This is a genomic window from Bradyrhizobium yuanmingense (genome assembly GCF_900094575.1).
In the GTDB taxonomy this organism is placed as follows: domain Bacteria; phylum Pseudomonadota; class Alphaproteobacteria; order Rhizobiales; family Xanthobacteraceae; genus Bradyrhizobium; species Bradyrhizobium yuanmingense.
On sequence record NZ_FMAE01000005.1, the window covers coordinates 514200 to 537922 of the forward strand.

At 64.8% G+C, this 23723-nt stretch carries 23 protein-coding genes; 3 read left to right on the forward strand and 20 right to left on the reverse strand.

All coding sequences use genetic code 11. The annotated features are described in order from the left end of the window. Nucleotides 1-278: 278 nt before the first annotated feature. The 5 genes from GA0061099_RS19845 to GA0061099_RS19865 are packed head-to-tail and all read right to left on the reverse strand — an operon-like array spanning nt 279 to nt 5656. Nucleotides 279-1301, reverse strand: coding sequence for an ABC transporter ATP-binding protein (locus GA0061099_RS19845; RefSeq protein ID WP_036025313.1), 1023 nt, complete (start codon nt 1299-1301; stop codon nt 279-281). Beyond that, a complete protein-coding gene (locus GA0061099_RS19850) occupies nt 1294-2274 on the reverse strand; it encodes an ABC transporter ATP-binding protein (protein ID WP_036025314.1) in 981 nt (326 codons plus the stop codon). Before GA0061099_RS19850 ends, GA0061099_RS19845 begins: the two co-directional genes overlap by 8 nt. Further along, nucleotides 2271-3092, reverse strand: a complete 822-nt coding sequence (locus tag GA0061099_RS19855) for an ABC transporter permease (RefSeq protein WP_036025317.1) — start codon at nt 3090-3092, stop codon at nt 2271-2273. The genes GA0061099_RS19850 and GA0061099_RS19855 overlap by 4 nt, the downstream gene beginning before the upstream one ends. Then, entirely contained in the window at nt 3089-4012 is a 924-nt protein-coding gene (locus tag GA0061099_RS19860) for an ABC transporter permease (protein ID WP_036025319.1), read from the reverse strand. The genes GA0061099_RS19855 and GA0061099_RS19860 overlap by 4 nt, the downstream gene beginning before the upstream one ends. 54 nt (nt 4013-4066) lie before the next feature. Beyond that, the gene (locus GA0061099_RS19865; RefSeq protein WP_085972172.1) at nt 4067-5656 is read right to left on the reverse strand and encodes an ABC transporter substrate-binding protein; all 1590 of its coding nucleotides are present in this window, start codon (nt 5654-5656) and stop codon (nt 4067-4069) included. 221 nt (nt 5657-5877) lie between these two features. Between GA0061099_RS19865 and GA0061099_RS19870 the strand changes: the two genes are divergently transcribed. Continuing rightward, on the forward strand, nt 5878-6762 hold the full coding sequence (locus GA0061099_RS19870) for a hypothetical protein (protein WP_036025321.1): 885 nt from the start codon (nt 5878-5880) through the stop codon (nt 6760-6762). Between the two features lie 64 nt (nt 6763-6826). On the opposite strand, the gene mtnK is transcribed toward GA0061099_RS19870, so the two are convergent. Then, a complete protein-coding gene (gene mtnK, locus GA0061099_RS19875) occupies nt 6827-8116 on the reverse strand; it encodes an S-methyl-5-thioribose kinase (RefSeq protein WP_036025323.1) in 1290 nt (429 codons plus the stop codon). Between the two features lie 230 nt (nt 8117-8346). Here mtnK and GA0061099_RS19880 point away from each other — a divergent pair, with 230 nt between their 5' ends. Continuing rightward, complete coding sequence (locus tag GA0061099_RS19880; protein WP_036025325.1) at nt 8347-8796, forward strand: YidB family protein; 450 nt, start codon at nt 8347-8349, stop codon at nt 8794-8796. Nucleotides 8797-8827: 31 nt separating this feature from the next. Continuing rightward, the gene (locus GA0061099_RS19885; RefSeq protein ID WP_024341246.1) at nt 8828-9091 is read left to right on the forward strand and encodes a GlsB/YeaQ/YmgE family stress response membrane protein; all 264 of its coding nucleotides are present in this window, start codon (nt 8828-8830) and stop codon (nt 9089-9091) included. Here the strand turns inward: GA0061099_RS19885 and GA0061099_RS19890 are convergent, their stop codons facing one another. The 14 genes from GA0061099_RS19890 to nuoF all read right to left on the reverse strand — a co-directional run bounded on the left by GA0061099_RS19890 (nt 9092) and on the right by nuoF (nt 23723). Further along, complete coding sequence (locus GA0061099_RS19890; RefSeq protein ID WP_036025327.1) at nt 9092-9445, reverse strand: hypothetical protein; 354 nt, start codon at nt 9443-9445, stop codon at nt 9092-9094. It abuts the gene before it with no gap. 30 nt (nt 9446-9475) lie between these two features. Further along, the gene (locus GA0061099_RS19895) at nt 9476-9751 is read right to left on the reverse strand and encodes a DUF1467 family protein (RefSeq protein WP_025036606.1); all 276 of its coding nucleotides are present in this window, start codon (nt 9749-9751) and stop codon (nt 9476-9478) included. 9 nt (nt 9752-9760) lie between these two features. Further along, nucleotides 9761-10165, reverse strand: coding sequence for a methylmalonyl-CoA epimerase (gene mce, locus GA0061099_RS19900; protein ID WP_036010154.1), 405 nt, complete (start codon nt 10163-10165; stop codon nt 9761-9763). Between the two features lie 10 nt (nt 10166-10175). Beyond that, nucleotides 10176-11846, reverse strand: coding sequence for a ribonuclease J (locus GA0061099_RS19905; RefSeq protein WP_036025330.1), 1671 nt, complete (start codon nt 11844-11846; stop codon nt 10176-10178). Beyond that, nucleotides 11846-12652: a biotin--[acetyl-CoA-carboxylase] ligase gene (locus GA0061099_RS19910; RefSeq protein ID WP_036025332.1), complete on the reverse strand. Its 807-nt coding sequence runs from the start codon at nt 12650-12652 to the stop codon at nt 11846-11848. Before GA0061099_RS19910 ends, GA0061099_RS19905 begins: the two co-directional genes overlap by 1 nt. A gap of 1 nt (nt 12653) precedes the next feature. Next, nucleotides 12654-14090: an NADH-quinone oxidoreductase subunit NuoN gene (nuoN, locus tag GA0061099_RS19915; RefSeq protein WP_036025333.1), complete on the reverse strand. Its 1437-nt coding sequence runs from the start codon at nt 14088-14090 to the stop codon at nt 12654-12656. 22 nt (nt 14091-14112) lie between these two features. Further along, entirely contained in the window at nt 14113-15621 is a 1509-nt protein-coding gene (locus GA0061099_RS19920; protein ID WP_036025336.1) for an NADH-quinone oxidoreductase subunit M, read from the reverse strand. Continuing rightward, the gene (gene nuoL / locus GA0061099_RS19925) at nt 15622-17721 is read right to left on the reverse strand and encodes an NADH-quinone oxidoreductase subunit L (RefSeq protein ID WP_036025339.1); all 2100 of its coding nucleotides are present in this window, start codon (nt 17719-17721) and stop codon (nt 15622-15624) included. It lies immediately after the preceding gene. Nucleotides 17722-17782: 61 nt separating this feature from the next. Continuing rightward, complete coding sequence (gene nuoK / locus GA0061099_RS19930) at nt 17783-18091, reverse strand: NADH-quinone oxidoreductase subunit NuoK (RefSeq protein ID WP_036010170.1); 309 nt, start codon at nt 18089-18091, stop codon at nt 17783-17785. Continuing rightward, on the reverse strand, nt 18088-18726 hold the full coding sequence (locus GA0061099_RS19935; protein ID WP_036010173.1) for an NADH-quinone oxidoreductase subunit J: 639 nt from the start codon (nt 18724-18726) through the stop codon (nt 18088-18090). The genes nuoK and GA0061099_RS19935 overlap by 4 nt, the downstream gene beginning before the upstream one ends. Nucleotides 18727-18735: 9 nt before the next feature. Beyond that, a complete protein-coding gene (gene nuoI / locus GA0061099_RS19940) occupies nt 18736-19230 on the reverse strand; it encodes an NADH-quinone oxidoreductase subunit NuoI (RefSeq protein ID WP_157283556.1) in 495 nt (164 codons plus the stop codon). A gap of 8 nt (nt 19231-19238) precedes the next feature. After that, a complete protein-coding gene (nuoH, locus tag GA0061099_RS19945) occupies nt 19239-20306 on the reverse strand; it encodes an NADH-quinone oxidoreductase subunit NuoH (RefSeq protein WP_085969087.1) in 1068 nt (355 codons plus the stop codon). A 10-nt stretch (nt 20307-20316) separates the two neighbouring features. Then, nucleotides 20317-22392 (reverse strand): NADH-quinone oxidoreductase subunit NuoG, encoded by a 2076-nt coding sequence (gene nuoG / locus GA0061099_RS19950; protein WP_036025342.1) that lies wholly within the window; start codon nt 22390-22392, stop codon nt 20317-20319. 5 nt (nt 22393-22397) lie between these two features. Next, nucleotides 22398-23723 (reverse strand): NADH-quinone oxidoreductase subunit NuoF, encoded by a 1326-nt coding sequence (gene nuoF, locus GA0061099_RS19955; RefSeq protein WP_036025343.1) that lies wholly within the window; start codon nt 23721-23723, stop codon nt 22398-22400.

Below are 23723 nucleotides of genomic sequence, written 5' to 3' on the forward strand. Positions count from 1 at the left end.
AATGCGTTTGTACGTTGGTCGATGCAAGCTACGCCAGGTAAAGCACCGACGAGCCGAATAGTTAAAAATGCCGCACAGATGGTCTGGGCGTTGCAGCGGTGGGAGTTTGCACCTTCATCGGAGGTACCTACGGTTTGGCCCATCACGGGTGGTTGGGAGCCATCGCACTGGGAACCGTCGGATTTTGCGTGGGAGCGATGCTGGCGGCGTCCCCTCTCACATTCCTCGAATTCTTGAGCGCGGGATTGTGACCGACGACAAATTTCCGCCTCCACGTTTCAGGTTGGGGTCAAGGCCATCCGCTCCGCAATCTCCTCACTCCGCCAGCACCGCACCGCGTGCCCATCGGCCCGCGTTTCCAGCGTTGGTCCCGGCTCGCTCCGACACACCGCCTCCGCATACCGACATCGCGGGCTGAACGCACATCCGTTCGGCGGGTTGAGCGGATTGGGCAGGTCGCCGCCCGTCGTCGCCAGCGGCGCATGGCGCAGAGGATCGGGGATGGCCGCGATCAGAGCCTGCGTATAGGGGTGCGCGGGGCGCTCGAAGATCTCGCGCCAGTTGCCGTTCTCGACGATGCGGCCGAGATACATCACCGCGACGCGGTCGCTCATGTGCTCGACAACGCCGAGGTCATGGCTGATCATGATGTAGGACAGGCCGAGCGTGTCCTTCAATTCCAGCAGCAGATTGATGATCTGGGCGCGGATCGAGACGTCGAGCGCCGAGACCGGCTCGTCGCAGATGACGATTCTGGGGTTGAGGATCAGCGCGCGAGCGATACCGATGCGCTGGCGCTGGCCACCGGAGAACTCATGCGGATAGCGGTCGGCCTGCTCGGGGCGCAGGCCGACGTGCCTGAGCATCGTCGCGAGGCGGTCCTCGATCTCGCTTTTCGCGGTCACGCCGTGCACGCGCAGGGGATCTTCGAGCGTGCGGCGCACGGTCTGGCGCGGATTGAGCGAGGCGTAGGGATCCTGGAACACGATCTGCACGATGCGGGCGAGCGCTTTCCGGTCTCCGGATTGCCGGTTCGTGACGACCTGCCCGTCCAGCACGATGCGGCCGCGCGTCGGCGTCAGCAGGCCCAGAATGGACAATGCGACCGTCGACTTGCCGGAGCCGGATTCGCCGACGAGGCCGAGGCATTCGCCGCGCTTCAGCTTGAGGTCGACGCCGTCGACGGCGCGGAGCAGCCGACGGCCGCGGCCCAGCAGGCCGCCTCCAAGCGGAAAATGAACGGCGAGATCCTCCACGCTGAGGATCACATCGTCATCCGCTCTCCCCTTTGGCTCATGCATGGTGGTGACACCGGACGAAACCGCCCGCCTCCAGCCCTTCCGTCTGAGGCGCGGTGGCTCGGCAAATATCCGTCGCCTGCGCGCAACGCGGATTGAACCGGCAGCCATCGGGGAAGCGCGTGATCGCCGGCACGACGCCCGCGATCTCCTTCAGCCTGCTGCGGCCGAGTGCAGCACGGCTGCCGAGCCGCGGCAGCGAGTCGACGAGGCCCTGCGTATAGGGATGTGAGGGCGCTCGGAAGATGTCGGCCGAGCCGCGCTCCTCGACGATGCGTCCGGCATACATGACGGCGACGCGGCGGCAGACATTGGCAACGAGGCCGAGATCGTGGCTGATCATCAGGATCGCCGTTCCGCGCTCGGCGCACAGATTGCGCATCAGCTCGATGATCTCCGCCTGCACGGTGACGTCGAGCGCGGTGGTCGGCTCGTCGGCGATCAAGAGGTCCGGACCGCAGGCCAGCGCAATCGCGATCATCACGCGCTGGCGCATCCCGCCCGACAGCTGGTGCGGATAGTCCTTCACGCGCCGCTCCGGCGCGGGGACGCGGACGCTCGCGAGCGCCTCGACAGCCAGCTGGTTGGCCTCCCGCCAGCTCTTGCCCTTGTGCAGCACGAACATCTCGGCGATCTGCCGCCCCACCGGCGAGACCGGGTTCAGCGCCGTCATCGGCTCCTGGAAGATCATGGCGATGCGATTGCCGCGCAGCTGCCGTTGCCTGGCGGCGGACAGGTGCTGGATCTCCTGTCCGTCGAACCGGATGACGCCGCCACCGATCGACAAGGGCGGCCGCAACAGGCCGATCAGAGCGAGCGCTGTGATGCTCTTGCCGCAACCGGACTCGCCGACGAGGCCGAACGTCTCGCCGCGATTAATGCGGAATGAAATGCCTTCGGCCGCCGCAACGCGCCTTAATCCATCATCGAGATCAATGCGGAGATCCTCGACCTCGAGCAGCGGGCTGCCTGTCATGTGCGCCGGCTCCGCGATTGCGGATCGAGGATGTCGCGCAGGCCATCGCCGAGCAGATTGAGGCCGAGCACGGTGAGGAAGATGGCAAGGCCCGGGAAAATCGAGAGCCACGGCGCCGTCGTGATCTGCTCGCGCGCTTCCGACAGCATGCTGCCCCAGCTCGGAAAGGGCGGGCGGACGCCGAGACCGAGGAACGACAATGCGGCTTCGGACAGCACCGCGCTGCCCATGCCCAGCGTGCCGATGACGACGATCGGTCCCAGCATGTTCGGCAGGAGCTGCGTGATCATGATGCGCACGTCACCGTAGCCGAGCACGGTGGCCGCCTGCACATAGCCCTGGCTCCGCAGCGACAGTGCCGAGGCCCGTGCCAGCCGGCAGGTGAACGACCAGTTGGTCAGCCCGAGCGCGATCAGGAGGCTGGTCAGGCCGGGACCGAGCACGGCCATGATGGCGAGCGCGAAAATCAGCGAGGGGATCGCGAGCATGAGGTTGGTCAGGGCGTTGACGACATCGTCCCACCAGCCGCCGAAATAGCCGGCGCTGAGGCCGAGCGCCACGCCGATGACGCTGTTGATGAGCTGGGAGACGATGCCGACCGTCAGCGAGACGCGCGCGCCGTAGAGGACACGGGAATAGATGTCGCGGCCCTGCGCGTCGGTGCCGAACCACCAGGTCCAGCTCGGCGGCTCCTCCGCATTCATGAGGTTGGCGTCCATGACGGGATCGGTGTGCGCCAGCCATGGCGCGAGCAGACCGACCACGATCGCCAGCGCGAACAACGCTCCCCCGATGACGAGATTGGCGCGCAGCTTCATGCGTATCTGATCCTGGGATCGATCACGCCGTAGAGCATGTCGATCAACAGATTGATCGCGAGAAAGAACATCACCACGACGAGGATGGAGCCCTGGACGGCGGGAATGTCGCGCTGGAGCACGCTGTCGACCAGCAGCGAGCCGATGCCCGGCCAGGAGAACAGTTTCTCGACCACCACCGCCTGCCCCATCAGTGCGCCGAATTGCAGGCCCATGGTCGTGAGGGTGAGGACGAGCGCGTTGCGCATCACGTGCCACTTGACGACCCTGGTCTCGCTCATGCCCTTCGAGCGCGCGGTGCGGACGAAATCCGCGGTCATGATCTCGAGCACCGCGGCGCGCGTCGTCCGCGCCAGCAGCGCCATCGGCGAGACGCCGAGCGTCACGGCGGGCAGGATCAGATATCTGAGGCTGCCATCGCCATAGCCGAAACTCGGCAGCCAACCGAGCTTGAGCGCGAACAGGTACATCAAGAGCAGCCCGAGCCAGAACTTGGCCAATGACAGGCCGGACACTGCCAGCATCATCGAGACGGTGTCGACGAGGCTGCCCGGCCGCAAGGCGGCGACGAAGCCGAGCGGCACGCCGAGCAGAATCGCAAACGCCATGGATGCGAAGATCAGCTGCAGCGTTGGCCATGCCCGCTTGGCGATCATGGTCGTGACAGGCTCACGGGTCCGGAACGATGTTCCGAAATCGCCGGTCGCGAGCCCGGCGATGTAGGTGCCGAAACGCATATAGACGGGCTGATCGAGGCCGAGCTGCTTCTTCATGCGCAGCTCGACCTGCGGATCACTGTCGTCGCTCATGCTTGAGACGATGCTGCCGGGAACGACGCTGAACAGCACGAACACCAGCAGCACCACGGCGAGCACGGTCGGAATGGTCTGCAGGACGCGGCGGATCAGGAACGCGAGCATCTCAAGTTTTCCCGGCTCCCTCCCTCGCCCGTCGCGCTGGAGGGAGCGCGCGTGTCACTTCGCGGGCGAGGTCTCGTCGACCCAGAGGTCCTCGACGTTCTGGTGGGTCAGCTCGGTCGCGTTGAGCTGAATTCCCTTCAGCCAGGGCTGCACCGCCATGACCGCCTTGTTGTAGTTGAAGAACCAGACCGGCGCCTCCTCGTAGAGCAGCGCATTGGCCTTCTGCATCAACTGGATGCGCTTTGTGGGATCGTCGGCCTGTCCGGCTTCATCGAGGATCTTGTCGAAGTCGGGATTCTTGTAGGTCGTGTAGTTACAGGCCGCCTGCGGCGTCGCCGAATGGAAGCATTTCAGCGCGGCCTGAGGATCGGGGCCGCTCGCCTGGGAATAGATGAAGGCCTGATAGTCGCCGGTGCGAACCACCTCGGCCAGCACCGCGGTCTCGACCTGCTTGACCTTGGCCTTGATGCCGACCTTGTCCAGCATCGGAATGACGGCCGAGACGATCGGCAGACCCCAGCTTTCATTCTGGCTGGTGGTCCATTCGAACTCGAAGCCGGATGCGTAGCCGGCCTCGGTGAGCAATTGCTTGGCCTTGGCGGGATCGAAGGGGTAAGGCTTCATCGCCTTGTCGTAGGCCGGCGAGGTCAGCGGCAGCCAGCTGGTGGCGCGGTAGGCCTTGCCCTTGACCAGCTTGTTGATGATCAAGTCGGTATCGATGGCGTAATTGATCGCCTGCCTCACGCGCTTGTCGGAGAACGGCTTGACCGCGGGATTCATGCCCATGTAGCGCGTGAACACCTCGGCGACCTCGACGATGGTGCCCTTGAGGTCAGCGTCGGATTGGTAGGCGACGTACTGCGCAGGTCCCAGCACCGAGGTGTCGATCTCCTTGTTGCGGAACGCGACGTCGCGCGCCGCGGCCTCGCCCATCACCGACACCACGATCTTGTCGGCATAGGGCTTGCCGGGCTTGTAGAACCGGTCCCAGCGCTCCAGGACGATGCGCGATCCCGGCACATGCTCGACGAACTTGAACGGACCGAGACCGATCGGCTTCTGGATGAAGCTTTCCTTGGCGGCCTCGTCGGCGGGATAGATCGAGGTCAGCGCGGTGAAGAAATAGAAGCCCGGATCGACCTTCTCGGTCAGCTTCATCTCGATGGTGAAGTCGTCGATCTTCTTCAGGCCGGAGATCTCCTTGGCCTGACCCTTCTCCACCGCGGCGGCGCCCTCGATCACGCGGACGTAACGCGCGCCGGGATAGGCCTTGCTGCCGTCCATGATGCGGTTGTAGGACCAGATGACGTCGTCGGCGGTCATCTTGCGGCCGCTGTGGAAATAGGCGTCGTCGCGCAGCTTGAAGGTGTGAACGAGGCCTCCGCCCGAGACCACGCTCTCCTTGGCGAGCTCCAGCACCGGCTTGCCCTCCGCCGAATTCCAGATGTAGAGCGAACGGTGCAGGGCCTTGGCGTAGATCTCGTCCTGGGCGCGCTGCGTGGTGTGAATGTCGAGGCTGGTGAAGCTCGAGCCGTAGGGCGCCGTCATGCGGATGGTTCCGCCCTTGCGCGGTGTCTGCGCCTCGGCTGTGGCGGCGAGCGCCAGTCCCAAACCGGCAACGATCGCGATGGTCTTGAACATCATGTGTCCCCCCGACGCAGGCGTATTGCGATGAGTGATTTGATCATTCGTCGCCCGCCGAAAGCAAGCTTCGTTTTGACGGCAAATGATGCCGGTTCCTGAGGCAGTCTTTCGGCGGGGCATTGACGCGGTGCGTCATCGACGACCAGGATCGATGAACATTTTTCCTGATCAACGCGACCAAGCTCAGGATCATTATCTGAGCCCCAAGGGATCTGGAAAAAATGAATCGCCGAACGGTAGCTGCCCTGCTCGCGGCCGGTCTGGTCGCCGCGACGGCCGTGCTGGCGCGCCCGGTCGCGGCCAGCCTGGGTGGAGAGAGCGTGACAGACGCTATCCAGTTCGGCTGGAGTCGCACCTCCGGCGCGAACGACAATGTCGACCAGACCTGGTGGGCGGTCCGGAGCCATGACACTCTGCACAATTTCGTCGAACGACTGCTCAGCATTCCCGTCGGGATGATGGCGCGCGGTGCGGGAGCGCGTTTCGAAGCCAAGCTCTCCGAGCATACCGGCCTGCCGCTGCCCGAAGGCTGGGCCCTCGCGACGGCGAAAGATTCGCCGCAGATCCGGTCGATTTACGCCGAGACGCCGCGCGATTTCGCTTCTGTGCTCGGCTTCTATCGCGACGCACTCGGCAAGCGTGGCTGGACGGAGAAAGACGGTGCGGTGGCAGAGCCGGACCGGGCCGTGATTACATTTCTGACGAGAGAGGGACCGGTCCTGCTCCGGCTCTCACGTCAGGACGACAGGACAATTGCCGAGCTGTCGAGGCGCAAATTCGCCCCGGCGACCATTGGCCTCCTGCCGAAGCCCGGGCAAGTGAGGCTGATGCTCGGCAACAAGACGGATGAAGCGGCGGTGATCACCGTCGCCGACCAGGTCGTCAATCTGGCGGCGCACGCCGGCGAAGAACTGGCGAACTCCGACGGTGCCGCAGGCGAATTGCCGGACAGCCAGAAGCTCGATCTGCTGCCCGGCAGGTACAAGGTCACCCTCAAAGTCGACGGCGGCACCGCAGAGAGCCGGGAGTTCGAAGTCACGGCCAACGAGACCTGGGGTTTGCTGGCCGGCGCGGACGGCGTCCTGCTGCCGATGCGGCTTTACTAACGTTCCGGGGACGATCTCTCATCTCGCAATCACGGAGCGTGGGCGGGCTCCTCATGAGGCTGGTTCAGCCCGACAATTCCGGCATCCAGTCCCGCAGTTTTCGCGCGGCATTCGTCACATCCGCGATGGTCCGGAACGACGCCGTCTCCACCATCATCGCCCTCGCCAGCCGCACGGCACGGGCTTCGCTGACCGCCCGCGTGCGCGGGTCCTCGATCAGCTCGAAATCGATGTTGTGGGCGAGGCCGAAGATGCGGCGGATGATTTTTGCGGCTGCGAAGCCGACAGCGTCGGCGAACAGGCGTTGCACGTAACTTTTTCGCTCGGCTTCCAACCGCGCGGCACCCTGTTCGCCGGCGAAAAGCGAGACCGGATAGGCATCGCCGGTGCCTCCCGCCCGCCAGAGATCGAGGAACTTTCGGGCAAACTCGGTCCAGACCTGCTCGACCGTCGCCAGCACCCAGGCCTCGAATGCCGCCCGTTCGCCCCGCGCGCGCTCGTGGCCGGCGGAAGCGAAATAGGCCATCAGGAGATTGGCCAGCACGGCACCGACGTCGAAGCCCATCGGACCATAGAATGCGAATTCCGGGTCGATCACCCGCGTCTGGCCGTCCGTGACCATGATCGAGCCGGTGTGGAGGTCGCCATGGATCAGCGCTTCCGGGCTCGCCATGAATTTCAGCTTCAGCCGGGAGACAGCGACATGCAGCTCCAAGTCCTCGCGCAAGCTCGCGGCAAGGCCGTCCAGATAGGGCGCGGTCCAGCGGTTCTGCTCGGCGATGCGGTAGGGATCGGTGAAGATCAGGTCCTCGGTGATCTTGCACAGGGCGTGGTTACCGGCAAAGGCCGCGATGGCCTCCTTCTTCTCGGCCGCCGATAGCGCGAGGTCTGAGGTGAAGAACAGCGTCCGCGCCATGAAGGTGGTGATGTCGTCCACGAAGCGTGGATAGCGCGTTGCCGCGACCAGGCCCTTTCGCATGATGATGTGGGGCTCGAGCAGCTCCATCACGGTCAGCGCCAGGGCCTCGTTGTGATGCAGCACGGCCGGCACCAGGTCGGGCGCGAGCTGGGCCTGGCGGGACAGCGCCAGATATTCGTAATGGGCGCGCGACAGCGGCAGCGGCCAGCTCTCGCCGACGAGGCGGACGTAAGGCAGCGCCTGCTTCACGGCGATGCCGCCGCGTGCGCCCTTGACGATGAAGACGAGGTTGAGGTTGCCGTCGCCGACCTCGGTGATCGCCCAGGAGGACGCCTCGCCGCCAAGGAGCGCGGCGATATCAGGCAAGCCCGCGAGATAGTCCCGCAAGTCCGCCTCGTGCAAAATCCGATAGTCCCCTGCCCGGTCCCCGGTCATTGCGATCCCATCCCATGTCTGGGCCGGATCGCTACTCCCGATGCTGGCAAGCTCGAGCCGATCCGGCCATTCTTTTCATCGGATCGTAGCCACAATGTACGTTGTCTGCCACCCGGTGCTTTGGTGGCGGCCAAGCTGGGACGCTTGGTCGCGAGCTCCGATTGGTCGATTGAGGAACCCAAGCAAGCTGAGACGGTTTTGGGTTTCTGACCTACTAAAAGGAGCTAGCGATGAGCCGCGGAATGCCTTCCATGACTGCCCTGCTGGCGATGCTGGCCATCGCCGGATATCAGAACCGCGACAAGCTGGCGGAGCTGCTGAAAGGCGCCGGCGCCGGCTCGTCCACGGGCGGCCAGCAGCCGCTCGGAGGCATGCTCGGCAATCTCGGCGGCATGCTCGGCGCTGGCGGAATCGGGGGCCTGCTCAATGGCGGGATTGGCGAGCTCCTGGAGAGGTTCAACCAGAATGGGCAGGGCGAGATCGCCGATTCATGGGTGAAGCCAGGCCCCAACAAGGAGATCTCCCCGCCGGAGCTGAAGCAGGCCATCGGCAGCGACGTCCTGGAGAAGCTCGCGCAGCAAACCGGGCTTTCCCAGGAGGAGATCGTCTCACGGCTAACCCGCGAGCTTCCTTCCGCAATCGACAAATACACGCCGGATGGACGCCTGCCCGACGCATAGAAGCAGCGGCTCAACTCGAAAAGGTGTACTCATGAGCATTCTCTGGACCATCATCATTGGCTTTCTCGCCGGCGTGATCGCCAAGTTCATCATGCCGGGCGACAACGAACCTTCAGGGTTCATCCTGACGACCATCCTCGGCATCGTCGGCGCCTTCGTCGCTTCGTATCTTGGGCAAGCGCTGGGCTGGTATCGCCCTGGCGAGGGTGCGGGCCTGATCGGTGCCGTGGTCGGCGCGATCATCGTGCTGTTCGTTTACGGTCTCTTCGCCGGCCGGCAGCGCCGCGCGATCTAGCTAGAAAGTCTCCCGCTCCAGGAAGCTGGAGCCGATGTCGGCCTTTCTCTTGATCGGATCGTAGTCACAATAGACGCTGTCCGCGACCAGCGTGTAGCTGGCGCTGACCGTGTATTTGTCCGTCTTGACCGAGTTCAGGCCGATCACCGAGGTGCTCTTGCCGCCGTTCCATTTGAACGGCGTCGAGCTCTTGGCCTGTTCGCAGGCCAGCACGGCCTCGTTGAAGACATAGCCCTCGACGAACGCCTTCAGGGTGCGCACCTGCACCGCCATCCGCCATTCGAAATAGCCGATGGCACCGAGCCCTGCGACGATCAGCACCAGAAGCGCAATGACGATACGCTGAAATGTCATTTGTGATCCCATAACAACGCCAATCAAAACTTAAAACGGCATTCCCATCATCTTCGACAGGCGCTCGATCGAGAGATAGCCGGCATGATAGGCCGCAAGGCCAATGCCGAACACGATTGCCGAGATGATCGTGGTCCAGATCAGCTTGTGCCCCATGCGGGTGAGGATGGGAGCACCGGGATCGGTGCCGGGCGCGCCAACACCGTCCTCGTGCTGGCTGCGCACGCCGAACGGCAGCGTCACGAACAGCATGACCCACCAGAGTACGAAATAGATCGCGAGCCAGGTTGAAATCTGGATGGCCATGACGCGGCCCTATGCCTGCTCGATCTCGACGAGGGCGCCGGAAAAATCCTTGGGGTGCAGGAACAGCACCGGCTTGCCGTGGGCGCCGATCTTCGGCACGCCGTCGCCGAGCACCCTCGCGCCCTCCTTCACCAGCGTGTCGCGCGAGGCGATGATGTCGACGACCTCGTAGCAGACGTGATGGATGCCGCCGTCGGGATTGCGCTCGATGAACTTCGCGATCGGCGAGGCCTCGCCGAGCGGCTCGATGAACTCGATCTTGGTGTTGGGCAGGGTCGCGAACACGGTGGTGACGCCGTGCTCGGGCAGCGGCACGGCCTCGGAAATCTGGGCGCCAAAGGCCGCACCGTAGATCTTCGCGGCCTTGACCGCATCCTTGGTCGCGATCGCGACATGGTTGAGCCGGCCCAACATGTTCCCCTCCCTATACCGTCAGTACATGTACCAGACAGGGGGGCTTTTTGCCCCAATGTTCGTTGATCACGGCCCGGACAGCGCGTCGCACCGACTCGGCCAAGGCGTCCGAATCGCGCCGGCGCGCCCTCGGCAGGCCTTCGATGGTCGACATCACGGCATCGAAGACGATGTCGTCGAAGGTCTCGCCGGCCCTGTTCTTTTCGGGGATGCCGACCAAATCGAGCTCGGGATCACCGGCGAGCTCACCCTGCGCGGTCATGGCGATGGCGACGAAGGCGCAGCCGGAGAAGCCCATGCGGCGCCGCTCCACGACGGCACGGGACTTGGAGTCTTCCAGGATCGTGCCGTCCTTGTACAGACGTCCCGACGGCACCTCGCCGACGATGCCGGGATCGCCCGGGCCGAGCTTGACGAGGTCGCCGTTGCGGCAGACCAGCACGCGCGGCACGCCGGCGGCGCGGGCGAGCTTGGCGTGCTCATGCAGGTGCAGAGCCTCGCCGTGAACCGGGATCAGGAGCTGCGGCTTCACCCAGGAGATCATATCGCGCAGCTCGTCGCGGCGGGGATGGCCGGAGACGTGGACCAGCGCATCGCGGTCGGTGATGACCTCGACGCCCTGCAGCACCAGATTGTTGATGATCGAGCCGACCGCCTTTTCGTTGCCGGGAATGGTGCGCGAGGAGAAGATGACGCTATCGCCGCGGTTCAGCGTAATTTCAGGATGGTCGTCGTTGGCAATGCGGGCCAGCGCGGCGCGCGGCTCGCCCTGGCTTCCGGTGCACAGCGCCAGCACCTTGTCCTGCGGCAGGTGGCCATAGACCTCGGGCGAGCGGAAATTCTGCACGCCCTCGAGATAGCCGGTCTCGCGCGCGACCTGCACCACGCGCTCCATGGCGCGGCCGACCACGACGACCTCGCGGTCCGCGGCCCTCGCGGCGTCAGCCACCGCTTTGACGCGAGCAACGTTGGAGGCGAACGTCGTCACCGCGACGCGGCCCTTGGCGGATTTGACGAGGTCGATGATGGTTCGGGCGACCTCGGCCTCCGAGGGCGAACGGCCGTCGCGCACGGCATTGGTGGAATCGCCGATCAAGGCGAGCACGCCCTCTTCGCCCAATTCGCGCAGCCGCTTCTCGTCGGTCGCGGCTCCAAGCGTCGGGGTCGGGTCGATCTTCCAGTCGCCGGTGTGCAGCACGATGCCGGCGTCGGTGTGGATCGCCAGCGCATGCGCTTCCGGAATCGAATGCGCGACCGGAATGAACTCGACGTTGAACGGACCGATATCGACACGGCCGCCTGAGGGCACCACGGTGACCGGAATCTCGGGCGCGTTGCGCTCGGCGGCGCATTTGGCCTCGAACAGCGCAGCGCTGAACCTGGTGGCGTAGATCGGGCATTTCAGCTTCGGCCAGAGGTCGATGATGGCGCCGAAATGATCCTCATGGGCGTGGGTCAGCACGAGGCCCATCAGGTTCTTGCGCTCCTTCTCCAGGAAGGAGATGTCAGGCATGATCAGGTCGATGCCGGGCAGATGCTCCTCATCGCCGAAGGAGACGCCGAGATCGACCGCAAGCCAGGCGCGCTGGTGACGGTTGCCGAGGCCGTAGATCGACAGGTTCATGCCGATCTCGCCGACGCCGCCGAGCGGCGCAAACACCAATTCGTCCGGCCTTGCCATCACGCTGCTCCCACCGAAGCGACGGGGCCGAAGAACACCTCGCCGGCCGCCACCGGCACGAGGCGGCCCTCCGCGGTGCGGACGATCAGGCAGCCGGTGTCGTCGATCGTGTCAAAAACACCTTCCAGCGTCATGGTTCCCGTATGGATGGCAACCTTTTCGCCGAGGCCGGCGGCGCGCTCCAGCCAGAGCCTGCGGATCTCGGCAAAGCCGCGGCCATTGTCCCAGATGCCGCGGAACTCGACCCAGGCATCCGACAGCGCCATGAATAGCTCCTCGGCGCTGATCTGGACGCCGAGGGCGGCCAGCGACACCGCGGGCGTCGGGGTGCCCTCGGGCGCGGCGACCACATTGGTCCCGATGCCCACCACGACGGCAAGGCCGCCACCGACGGCCTCGGCCTCAAGGCCAATGCCGACCAGCTTCTTGCCGCTGGCGAGCACGTCATTCGGCCATTTCAGCGCGTAGCGGGGCCGGCCTTCGCCGAGACGGAGCGCGGCCTCGAGGCTCACCTTCTCCAGTGCCGCCTCCTCGGCCAGCCCTGCGGCAAAGCCGAGCGTGGCGGCGACGGCGGGGGCGACGTCCATAACTTCGAGGATGCTGGCGGCGAGATTGCCGCGCGGCGCGATCCAGGCGCGCTGGCGCCGGCCGCGGCCGGCGGTCTGCTCGGACGTGACGAACCACATCGGGCCGCGCTCGCCGGCCCTGGCGTGTTCGATCGCCTCGCTATTGGTCGAGCCGGTCCGTTCGAACGCCGCGAGCCTGTAGCCCGCAGCCGATGCGCGAGGACCGAGCGCGAAGGCCATCCTAGAACAACGACTTTGCCGCGGCGGAGGCGACGCTCACCACGGGCCCCGCGAACAGCGCAAACAGGATATTGAACAGGCCCGCCACCGCCAGCACCGTCCGCACCTCGATGCGCACCGGATCGACCCGGCCGGCCGGCTCGTCGAAATACATCGTCTTGACGATCGCGAGATAATAGTAGGCGCCGACCACGCTGGTCAGCACGCCGATGACGGCGAGCGTGAACAGGTTCGCCTTGATGGCGGCGACGAAGACGTACCATTTGGCGAAGAAGCCGGCGAGCGGCGGAATGCCGGCGAGCGAGAACAGCAGCATCGCGAACATGAAGGCGAGCAGCGGATTGGTGCGCGACAGGCCGGCGAAATCGCTGATCTGCTCCACGGCCTGGCCGTTGCGCTTCATCGCGAGGATGATGGAGAACGAGCCCAGCGTCATCGCGACATAGATCACGATGTACATCAGGACGCCCTGCGCGCCTTCCACCGTGCCGGAGGCAAGGCCGACCAGCGCAAAGCCCATGTGACCGATCGAGGAATAGGCCATCAGGCGCTTGATGTTGCTCTGGCCGATCGCGGCGAAGGAGCCGAGCGCCATCGAGGCGATCGACACGAACACCAGGATCTGCTGCCATTGCGAGACGATGCCGGGGAATGCGGTGAGCGTGACGCGGGTGAAGACGGCGAGCGCGGCGACCTTCGGCGCCGACGCGAAGAAGGCGGTGACCGGGGTCGGCGCGCCCTCGTAGACGTCAGGCGTCCACATGTGGAACGGCACGGCCGAGACCTTGAAGCAGAGGCCGACGAGCAGGAAGACGAGGCCGAACACCAGGCCGACATTCGAGACCGTCGCGGCCGCGGCGATGCCGGTGAAGCTCACCGTGCCGGTGAAGCCGTAGACCAGCGAGGCGCCGTACAGCAGCATGCCCGAGGACAGCGCGCCGAGCACGAAGTACTTCAGGCCGGCTTCGGTCGACTTGGCGTTGTCGCGGTTCGAGGCTGCCACGACGTAGAGCGCCAGCGACATCAATTCGAGGCCGAGATAGAGCGAGATCAGGTCGCCGGCCGAGATCAGCACCATCATGCCGAGCGTCGAGAGCAGCACGAGGATGGCGTATTCGAAAATCCGGCGCGACGGGTCTGACAGGAACTCGGTCGACAGGACGAGCGTCACGGCCGAGCCGATCAGGGCCAGGATCTTCATGAAGCGGGCGAAGTCGTCGACGATGAAGCTGCCGCCGAACGTCACCTGCTTGCCCGCGGGCTGCATGTAGACGAGCGCGCCGACCACGATGAGGAGCAACACCGCCAGCGACGTCACGGTCCTGGTCGTCTCCTGCCCGCGATAGGCGCCGAGCATCAGAAGCGCCATAGCGCCGACCGCGAGCACGAGCTCGGGCAGCACCGGCGCCAGTTGATAACCTGCAGTCGAAAAGCTCATGGCGATATCCTGACCTGCCCGATCACTGGAGCAGTGCGGCGGCCTTCACGGCCGTCACGGCGGTATTGTAATTGTTGACGAGTTGCTGGACCGAGGCGGCCGACATGTCGAGCACCGGCTTCGGATAGACGCCGAACAGGATCGTCAGCGCGATCATCGGGAAAAGAATGACGCACTCCCGCAAGGTGAGATCCTTCATGCTCGCCAGCTGCGGCTTGACCAGCGCTCCGAACACGACCTTGCGATAGAGCCATAGTGCGTAGGCCGCCGAGAGGATCACGCCGAAGCTGGCGAAGAACGCGGTCGGGATCGAGACCTTGAAGGTGCCGAGCAGCGTCATGAACTCGCCGACGAAGCCGCTGGTGCCGGGCAGACCGACATTGGCCATGGTGAACACCATGAAGGTCATCGCATAGAGCGGCATCCGGTTGACGAGACCGCCATAGGCCGCGATCTCGCGGGTATGCAGGCGGTCGTAGACGACGCCGACGCAGAGGAACAGCGCGCCGGAGACGATGCCGTGCGAGATCATCTGGAACACGCCGCCGGCGACGCCCTGCATGGTGCCGGCGAAGATGCCCATGGTGACGAAGCCCATATGCGCGACCGAGGAGTACGCGATCAGCTTCTTCATGTCCTCCTGCATCAGCGCCACCAGCGAGGTGTAGATGATGGCGATGGCCGAGAGCGTGAACACCAGCGGCGCGAAGTCGTGCGAGGCCAGCGGGAACATCGGCAGCGAGAAGCGCAGGAAGCCGTAGCCGCCCATCTTCAGCAGGATCGCGGCGAGGACCACGGAGCCCGCGGTCGGTGCCTCGACGTGCGCGTCGGGAAGCCAGGTGTGCACCGGCCACATCGGCATCTTCACCGCAAAGGACGCGAAGAAGGCGAGCCACGCCCAGGTCTGCAACGACCGCGGCACGGCGGTGTGCATCAGGGTCGGGATGTCAGTGGTGCCGCCGTTCCAGTACAGCGCCATGATGGCAAGCAGCATCAGGACCGAGCCGAGCAGCGTGTAGAGGAAGAACTTGAACGAGGCATAGACCCGGCGCGGACCGCCCCAGACGCCGATGATCAGGAACATCGGGATCAGGCCGCCCTCGAAGAACAGGTAGAACAGCACGAGATCGAGCGCCGAGAAGGTGCCGATCATGAGCGTTTCCAGAATCAGGAACGCCATCATGTATTCGCGGACGCGGTTGGTGATCGCCTTCCAGCTCGCGACGATGCAGAACGGCATCACGGCGGTGGTGAGGATCACGAGCGGCAGCGAGATGCCGTCGACGCCCATGTGGTAGGTGATGCCGGTGGCGAGCCAGTTCGCCTTCTCGACGAACTGGAAGTCGGGGTTGCTGGGGTCGAAGCGCATGACCAGGATCACCGACACCGCGAAGGTGATCAGCGTGGTCCAGAGCGCGATCCAGCGCGAATTGCGCCGCGCCGCCTCGTCGTCACCGCGGCTCAGATAGACGATCAGCGCGCCGACCAGGGGCAAGAACGTCGTGACCGAAAGAATGGGCCAGGTTGTCATTTACTGGCCTCCAAAGCCGAACATGAACCAGGTGATCAGGCCGGCAGCGCCGATCAGCATGGCGAATGCATAGTGATAGAGATAGCCGGTCTGGATCTTGACGACGTTGCGGGTGACGTCCAGCACGCGGGCCGAGACGCCGTCGGGGCCGAAGCCGTCGATGATGAAGCCGTCGCCCTTCTTCCAGAGCTGGTAGCCGATCCACTTCGCCGGGCGGACGAAGATGACGTCGTAGAGCTCGTCAAAGTACCATTTGTTGAGCAGGAACTGGTACAGCATCGGCTGTGTGTTCGCGAGCTCGACCGGCAGGTAGGGCCGGCGGATGTAGAACAGGTAGGAGACGAGGAAGCCCAACACCATCATCACCGTCGGCAGGAAGGCGATGGTCTGAGGGATGTGGTGCATCTCCTCGATGATGTGCGGGTTCATCTTCACGGACTCGCGGAAGAACTCCTCGACCCCGTGACCGGCGAACAGCTCCTTGAACGGCAGGCCCGCGACGAACGAGCCGACCGCGAGCACGCCGATCGGGATCAGGATCCAGAGCGGAGCCTCATGCGCGGCATCGTAATGATGCTCGTCATGCGGCTCGCCGTGGAAGGTCTTGAAGATCAGGCGCCAGGAGTAGAACGAGGTCAGGCCGGCGGCGATGATCGTCATCAGGAAGCCGTACACCGCGAACGGATTGTGCGAGGCGTAGGCGGACTCGATGATCGCGTCCTTTGAGAAGTAGCCGGCGGTGAGCGGGAAGCCGGTCAGCGCCAGCGTGCCGACCACCATCACGGCATAGGTGTAGGGAATCTTCTTCCAGAGGCCGCCCATGTTGCGGATGTCCTGCTCGTGGTGCATCGCGTAGATCACCGAGCCAGAGCCTAGGAACAGCAGCGCCTTGAAGAAGGCGTGGGTGAACAGGTGGAACATGCCGACCGAATAGGCCCCCGCCCCCATCGCCACGAACATGTAGCCGAGCTGCGAACAGGTCGAGTAGGCGACGATGCGCTTGATGTCGTTCTGGACGAGGCCGATGGTCGCGGCGAAGAACGCCGTGGTCGCGCCGAAGAACATCACGACGGCCTGGGCATTCGGAGCGAGTTCGAACAGCGGCGACAGGCGCGCCACCATGAAGACGCCGGCGGTGACCATGGTCGCGGCGTGGATCAGCGCCGACACCGGGGTCGGGCCTTCCATCGCGTCCGGCAACCAGGTGTGCAGCAGGAACTGGGCGGACTTGCCCATCGCACCCATGAACAGCAGCAGACAGGTCAGGGTCAGCGCGTCGGCGTGCCAACCGAGGAAGTTGATGGTCTTGCCAGTGAGGCCGGGCGCGGCGTGGAAGATGGTCTCGAAATCGGTCGAGCCGACCAGCATGAAGACCGCGAAGATACCGAGCGCGAAGCCGAAGTCGCCGACGCGGTTGACCACGAAGGCCTTGATGGCGGCAGCGTTGGCCGAGGGCTTCTGGTACCAGAAGCCGATCAGCAGATAGCTGGCGAGACCCACGCCTTCCCAGCCGAAGAACAGCTGCACCAAATTGTCGGCCGTCACCAGCATCAGCATGGCGAAGGTGAACAGCGAGAGATACCCGAAGAAGCGCGGCCGGTTCGGGTCCTCGTCCATGTAGCCGATGGAATAGAGGTGCACGAGCGAGGACACGGTCGTCACCACCACCAGCATTACGGCGGTGAGCGTATCGACGCGCAGCGTCCACCAGACTTGGAGATCGCCGGAGAAGATCCAGGGCAGCAGCTGGATCCTGTAGTCGTGATGCATGAAGCCGACGTCGACCAGCGTCATCCAGGACAAGGCCGCCGAGACGAACAGCAGCCCGGTGGTGATCAGCTCGGCTGCGCGCGAGCCCGCCGCCGGCGGCTCGGTCGGGCCATGGCCGTGATCGTCGTGAGCGTCGTCGTGATGGCTCTCGTGGATGACGGAGGCATCCTCGTTGATCTTGTCGGACGCATGGGCATGCGCGCCATGGCCGTGGCCGCCGTGATGATCGAGCTCGTCGCCCGAGGGGTTGCGGGCATGCGCGCCGAACAGCGCGATCAGGCCAGCCAGAATGGCGCCCAGCAGAGGCAGAAAGACAATTGCCTGAACCATGACTTACTCTTTCCGCATGATCTGGTCGGAAAACCGGTACCCACTTTTCCGGATCATGCGATCAGCCCTTCATCAGATTGACGTCCTCAACCGCGATCGAGCCGCGGTTGCGGAAATAGACCACCAGGATGGCGAGACCGATCGCAGCTTCGGCAGCCGCGACCGTCAGCACCAGCAGCGCGAAGACCTGGCCGACGATGTCGCCGAGGAAGCTCGAGAACGCCACGAGGTTGATGTTGACCGAGAGCAGGATCAGCTCGATCGACATCAGGATGACGATGATGTTCTTGCGGTTCAGGAAGATGCCGAGGATGCCGAGCGTGAACAGGATCGCGCCGACCGCCAGATAGTGTCCGAGCCCGATCGTCATTTCACCCACTCCGCCGCGTCCGCGTCCGAGAGCCCCTGCCCCGGCGCCACCTTGCGCACCGCCATCGCGATGTCGGGCGTGCGCGCGTTCTGAACGTTGATGTCCTGCCGCTTGACCTTCTCCTTGTGGCGCAGCGTCAGCACGATGGCGCCGATCATGGCGACCAGGAGCACCATGCCCGAGAGCTGGAAGTAGTGGATGTACTTCGTATAGAGCACGAGACCGAGCGCCTCGGTGTTGCTGACGTTGGCCGGGATCGCCGCCGTGATCGTCTTGGAGACGCCGGGGTTGATGACCCAGAAGCCGACGGTGAGCAGCAACTCGAACATGAAGATGCCGCCGATCACGAGGCCGACCGGCAGGTACTCGATGAAACCCTCGCGCAGCTCGAGGAAGTCGACGTCGAGCATCATGATCACGAACAGGAACAGCACCGCGACCGCGCCGACATAGACGACGATCAGCATCATGCCGAGGAATTCGGCGCCCATCAGCACGAACAGGCCGGAGGCGTTGACGAAGGCCAGGATCAGGTACAGCACGGAGTGCACGGGATTGCGCGAGACAATCACCATCACAGCCGAGGCGACGCAGACGCCGGCGAAGAGATAGAAGAACAGCGCGGGAAGGATCATGCCCTCACCTCACCGGTACGGCGCGTCGAGCTCGATCGCCTTGGCGATCTCGCGTTCCCAGCGGTCGCCGTTGGCGAGCAGCTTGGCCTTGTCATAATAGAGCTCCTCGCGGGTCTCGGTCGCGAACTCGAAGTTCGGGCCTTCAACGATGGCATCGACCGGACAGGCCTCCTGGCAGAGGCCGCAATAGATGCACTTCACCATGTCGATGTCGTAGCGCACGGTGCGGCGGGTGCCGTCGTTGCGGCGCGGGCCGGCCTCGATGGTGATGGCCTGCGCCGGGCAGACCGCCTCGCACAGCTTGCAGGCGATGCAGCGCTCTTCGCCGTTCGGATAGCGGCGCAGCGCGTGCTCGCCGCGGAAGCGGGGCGAGATCGGGCCCTTCTCGAACGGATAGTTCAGCGTCGGCTTCGGCTGGAAGAAATAACGCATGGCGAGGAAGAACGCCGAGACGAATTCCGACAGCAGAAGCGAGCGTGCAGTGGCGTTGACGTTGATACCCATGACGGCCCTCACTTCGGCGCGATGCCGGCGAAATGCAGCACGCCGGCCACCACGATCACCATCGCCAGCGACAGCGGCAGGAACACCTTCCAGCCGAGGCGCATCAGTTGATCGTAGCGGTAGCGCGGCACGATCGCCTTCGCCATCGCGAACAGGAAGAACATGAAGAACAGCTTCAGCGAGAACCAGATGATCCCCGGCACCCAGTTGAAGGGCGGCAGGTCCACCGGCGGCAGCCAGCCTCCGAGGAACAGGATCGTCGCCAGCGCGCACATCGTGACGATTGCGACATACTCGCCGAGCATGAACAAGAGGTACGGCGTCGAGCCGTACTCGACCATGAAGCCGGCGACGAGCTCGGATTCGGCTTCGACGAGGTCGAAGGGCGGGCGGTTGGTTTCCGCCAGCGCCGAGACGTAGAACACCACGAACATCGGGAACAACGGCCAGACGTACCAATTCAGGATCGTCAGCTGCGGCAGCCCGATCAGGCTGGCAAGGCCCCGCGCGTGCTGGGCCTCGACCACCGCCGTCAGGTTCAGCGTGCCGGCGCAGAGCAGCACGGTGATGATGACGAAGCCGATCGAGACTTCGTAGGACACCATCTGCGCGGCCGAGCGCAGCGCGGCGAGGAAGGGGTATTTCGAGTTCGACGACCAGCCGGCCATGATGATGCCGTAGATCGACAGCGACGAGATCGCGAAGATGAAGAGGACGCCGACATTGATGTCGGCGATCACCCAGCCGAGATTGGTCGGGATCACGGCCCAGGCGGCGAGCGCGAGCACGCATGAGACCAAGGGAGCAAGAAGAAACACGCCCTTGTTGGCGCCGGCCGGGATGATCGGCTCCTTCAGCACGAACTTCAACAGGTCGGCGAAGGATTGCAGCAGGCCCCACGGGCCGACGACGTTCGGGCCGCGGCGGATCTGCACCGCCGCCCAGATCTTGCGGTCGGCGAGCAGGATGTAGGCGATCGCGACCAGCAGGACGACGAGCACGAGGACGCTCTGCGCGACCATGATGATCAGCGGCCAGAGGAACCCGGTCCAGAATGCGCTTTCGAAGAATTCCATCAGATCACGCTCACTCCGCTGCGGTCAGCATCTGCCCGGAGGCGAGGCGCGAGCATTCCGCCATCACGGCGGACGCACGCGCGATTGGGTTGGTCAAATAGAAGTCCTCGACCAGAGGCTTGAACGGCGCCTTCTCGGGCGAGCCGCCCTTGCCCGCCAGCTTCTTGATCTGGTCGGCCGAGCCGGCCTCGATCTGGTCGAGACGGATCAGATGCGGCACGGCCTTGAACACCGCTTGGCGCAGGGCTTGAAGCGAGTCATAGCCGAGCTTCTTGCCGAGTGCTTCCGACAGTGCGCGGATGATCGCCCAGTCCTCGCGGGCCTCGCCCGGCGGGAACGCGGCGCGGCCCGTCATCTGCACGCGGCCTTCGGTGTTGACGTAGATCGCGGACTTCTCGGTGTAGGCGGCCGCCGGCAGGATGACGTCGGCGCGGTGCGCGCCGCGATCACCATGGGTGCCGATATAGACGACGAAGGTGCCGTCAGGCGCCTTGATCTCGTCGGCGCCGAGCAGGAACAGCAAGTCGAGCGTGCCGAAGGTCGTCATCTGCGCAGCATTGAGGCCGCCGCTGGTTGCGGCAAAGCCGATGTCGAGCGCGCCGACGCGCGAGGCGGTCTCGTGCAGCACGCCAAAACCGTTCCAGCCGTCCTTGACTGCGCCGACATCGAGCGCGAGCTTGGCGCTGGCGGCGAGAATGGCGGCGCCGTCGTGACGGGCGGCCGCGCCCGCACCGACCAGGATGATCGGATTCTCAGCGTTCTTCAGCACGTCCATGAAGGAATGCTTGCCGGCCGCGAGCTCGGCCAGCGTCTCGGTACCGGCACCGAGGTGGTCGAAATCATAGGTCAGGTCGGCCTTGGCACCGATCACGCCGACCTTGAAGCCGCCGGCGCGCCAACGCTTGCGGATGCGGGCGTTGAACACGGCCGCCTCTTTCCGCGGGTTCGCGCCGATGATGAGCAGCGCGTCGGCCTGCTCGACGCCGGCGAGCGTCGGATTGAAGATGTAGGAGCCGCGGCCGAGCGCCGGATCGAAGGCGTCGCCGCCCTGCACCGCCAGATTGCCCGAGCCGTATTTGCCGAGCAGGTCCTTCAGCGCGAACATCTCCTCGACGCCGGCGAGATCGCCTGCGATCGCGCCGATGCGCTTGCCGTCGGTGCGCGCCGCCTTGGCGGCGATCGCAGCGAAGGCTTCGGTCCAGCTCGCTGCGCGCAGCTTGCCGGCTTCGCGGATATAGGGCCGGTCGAGACGCTGGGTGCGCAGGCCGTCGACGACGTGCCGGGTCTTGTCCGAGATCCACTCCTCGTTCACGGCCTCGTTGATGCGCGGCAGGATCCGCATCACCTCGCGGCCGCGGGTGTCGACGCGGATCGCAGAGCCGACGCCGTCCATGACGTCGATCGACTGGGTCTTGCCGAGCTCCCACGGGCGCGCCGCGAAGGCATAGGGTTTCGAGGTCAGCGCGCCGACCGGGCAGATGTCGACGAGGTTGCCCTGCAATTCCGAGGTCAGCGCGTGCTCGAGATAGGTCGTGATCTCCATGTCCTCGCCGCGGCCGGTAGCGCCCATCTCGGGCGCGCCGGCGACTTCCGCCGAAAAGCGGACGCAGCGCGTGCACTGGATGCAGCGGTTCATGGAGGTCTTGACCAGCGCGCCGAGATATTTGTCCTCGACCGCGCGCTTGTTCTCGGCGAAGCGGCTGGTGTCGACGCCATAGCCCATCGCCTGGTCCTGCAGGTCGCACTCGCCGCCCTGGTCGCAGATCGGGCAATCCAGCGGATGGTTGATCAGAAGGAATTCCATCACGCCTTCGCGTGCCTTCTTCACCATCGGCGAACGCGTCGAAATCTCGGGCGGCTCGCCCTTGGGGCCCGGACGGCAGTCGCGCACGCCCCAGGCGCAGCTCGCGACCGGCTTCGGGCCGCCCTTCACCTCGACGAGACACATCCGGCAATTGCCGGCGATCGACAGCCGCTCGTGATAGCAGAAGCGCGGAATCTCGGCGCCAGCCGCCTCGCACGCCTGAAGCAACGTGTACTCGGCGGGGACATCGATCTCTTTGCCGTCGATGATGAGCTTGGTCATGTCTCTTACTCCGCCGCGACCATGTTCACGGGATCGCGGACCCCGATGTCATCGACATCGGCCTTGTGCGAATATTGGTCGATGCGCGCTTCGATCTCGTGGCGGAAGTGCGTGATCAGGCCCTGGATCGGCCAGGCCGCGGCGTCGCCGAGCGCGCAGATGGTGTGGCCTTCGACCTGCTTGGTGACCTCGAGCAGCATGTCGATCTCGCGCTTGTGGGCACGGCCTTCGGCCATGCGGGTCAGGACGCGCCACATCCAGCCTGTGCCTTCGCGGCACGGCGTGCACTGGCCGCAGCTCTCGTGCTTGTAGAAATAGGAGATGCGGGCGATCGCACGGATCAGGTCGGTCGACTTGTCCATCACGATCACCGCGGCGGTGCCGAGGCCCGAGCGCAGCTTGCTCAGGCTATCGAAATCCATCGGCGTGTCGATGATCTGCTCGGCCGGCACCATGCGCACCGACGAGCCGCCGGGGATCACGGCCTTGAGGTTGTCCCAGCCGCCGCGAATGCCGCCGCAATGCTTCTCGATCAACTCACGGAACGGGATGCCCATAGCCTCTTCGACGTTGCAGGGCCGCTCGACATGGCCGGAGATGCAGAACAGCTTGGTGCCGACATTGTTCGGGCGGCCGATGCCGGCGAACCACGCCGCGCCGCGGCGCAGGATATCGGGCGCAACGGCGATGGATTCGACGTTGTTGACGGTGGTCGGGCAGCCGAACAGACCGACATTCGCCGGGAACGGCGGCTTCAGCCGCGGCTGGCCCTTCTTGCCCTCGAGGCTTTCGAGCAGCGCGGTCTCCTCGCCGCAGATATAGGCGCCGGCGCCGTGGGCGACGTAAAGGTCGAACGGCCAGCCGTTGAGATTGTCCTTGCCGATCAGCTTGGCTTCATAGGCCTGGTCGATCGCGGCCTGAAGGCGCTCGCGCTCGCGGATGAACTCGCCGCGGACATAGATGTAGCAGGCATGCGCGTTCATCGCGAAGCTCGCGATCAGGCAGCCCTCGACCAACAGATGCGGATCATGCCGCATGATCTCGCGGTCCTTGCAGGTGCCGGGCTCGGATTCGTCGGCGTTGACGACGAGATAGCTGGGACGGCCGTCGGTCGATTCCTTCGGCATGAAGGACCATTTGAGACCGGTCGGGAAGCCGGCGCCGCCGCGGCCGCGCAGCCCTGAGGCCTTCATCTCGTTGATGATCCAGTCGCGGCCCTTGTCGATGATGTTCTTGGTGCCGTCCCAGGCGCCGCGGCGCCGCGCACCCTCGAGCCCCCAATCGTGGAGGCCGTAGAGGTTCTTGAAGATGCGGTCCTTGTCCTCGAGCAT

Coding starts and splice junctions, on each gene's coding strand:
- GA0061099_RS19860 (WP_036025319.1), bottom strand. CDS start 4,012: ATGCTCGCGTTCCTGATCCGCCGCGTCCTGCAGACCATTCCGACCGTG.
- GA0061099_RS19850 (WP_036025314.1), bottom strand. CDS start 2,274: ATGACAGGCAGCCCGCTGCTCGAGGTCGAGGATCTCCGCATTGATCTC.
- nuoI (WP_157283556.1), bottom strand. CDS start 19,230: ATGGGTATCAACGTCAACGCCACTGCACGCTCGCTTCTGCTGTCGGAA.
- GA0061099_RS19870 (WP_036025321.1), top strand. CDS start 5,878: ATGAATCGCCGAACGGTAGCTGCCCTGCTCGCGGCCGGTCTGGTCGCC.
- GA0061099_RS19865 (WP_085972172.1), bottom strand. CDS start 5,656: ATGATGTTCAAGACCATCGCGATCGTTGCCGGTTTGGGACTGGCGCTC.
- GA0061099_RS19895 (WP_025036606.1), bottom strand. CDS start 9,751: ATGGCCATCCAGATTTCAACCTGGCTCGCGATCTATTTCGTACTCTGG.
- GA0061099_RS19910 (WP_036025332.1), bottom strand. CDS start 12,652: ATGGCCTTCGCGCTCGGTCCTCGCGCATCGGCTGCGGGCTACAGGCTC.
- GA0061099_RS19845 (WP_036025313.1), bottom strand. CDS start 1,301: ATGCATGAGCCAAAGGGGAGAGCGGATGACGATGTGATCCTCAGCGTG.
- mce (WP_036010154.1), bottom strand. CDS start 10,165: ATGTTGGGCCGGCTCAACCATGTCGCGATCGCGACCAAGGATGCGGTC.
- nuoL (WP_036025339.1), bottom strand. CDS start 17,721: ATGGTTCAGGCAATTGTCTTTCTGCCTCTGCTGGGCGCCATTCTGGCT.
- nuoH (WP_085969087.1), bottom strand. CDS start 20,306: ATGGAATTCTTCGAAAGCGCATTCTGGACCGGGTTCCTCTGGCCGCTG.
- GA0061099_RS19905 (WP_036025330.1), bottom strand. CDS start 11,846: ATGGCAAGGCCGGACGAATTGGTGTTTGCGCCGCTCGGCGGCGTCGGC.
- nuoG (WP_036025342.1), bottom strand. CDS start 22,392: ATGACCAAGCTCATCATCGACGGCAAAGAGATCGATGTCCCCGCCGAG.
- nuoF (WP_036025343.1), bottom strand. CDS start 23,723: ATGCTCGAGGACAAGGACCGCATCTTCAAGAACCTCTACGGCCTCCAC.
- GA0061099_RS19880 (WP_036025325.1), top strand. CDS start 8,347: ATGAGCCGCGGAATGCCTTCCATGACTGCCCTGCTGGCGATGCTGGCC.
- GA0061099_RS19920 (WP_036025336.1), bottom strand. CDS start 15,621: ATGACAACCTGGCCCATTCTTTCGGTCACGACGTTCTTGCCCCTGGTC.
- GA0061099_RS19885 (WP_024341246.1), top strand. CDS start 8,828: ATGAGCATTCTCTGGACCATCATCATTGGCTTTCTCGCCGGCGTGATC.
- nuoK (WP_036010170.1), bottom strand. CDS start 18,091: ATGACGATCGGGCTCGGACACTATCTGGCGGTCGGCGCGATCCTGTTC.
- nuoN (WP_036025333.1), bottom strand. CDS start 14,090: ATGAGCTTTTCGACTGCAGGTTATCAACTGGCGCCGGTGCTGCCCGAG.
- GA0061099_RS19855 (WP_036025317.1), bottom strand. CDS start 3,092: ATGAAGCTGCGCGCCAATCTCGTCATCGGGGGAGCGTTGTTCGCGCTG.
- mtnK (WP_036025323.1), bottom strand. CDS start 8,116: ATGACCGGGGACCGGGCAGGGGACTATCGGATTTTGCACGAGGCGGAC.
- GA0061099_RS19890 (WP_036025327.1), bottom strand. CDS start 9,445: ATGACATTTCAGCGTATCGTCATTGCGCTTCTGGTGCTGATCGTCGCA.
- GA0061099_RS19935 (WP_036010173.1), bottom strand. CDS start 18,726: ATGATCCTTCCCGCGCTGTTCTTCTATCTCTTCGCCGGCGTCTGCGTC.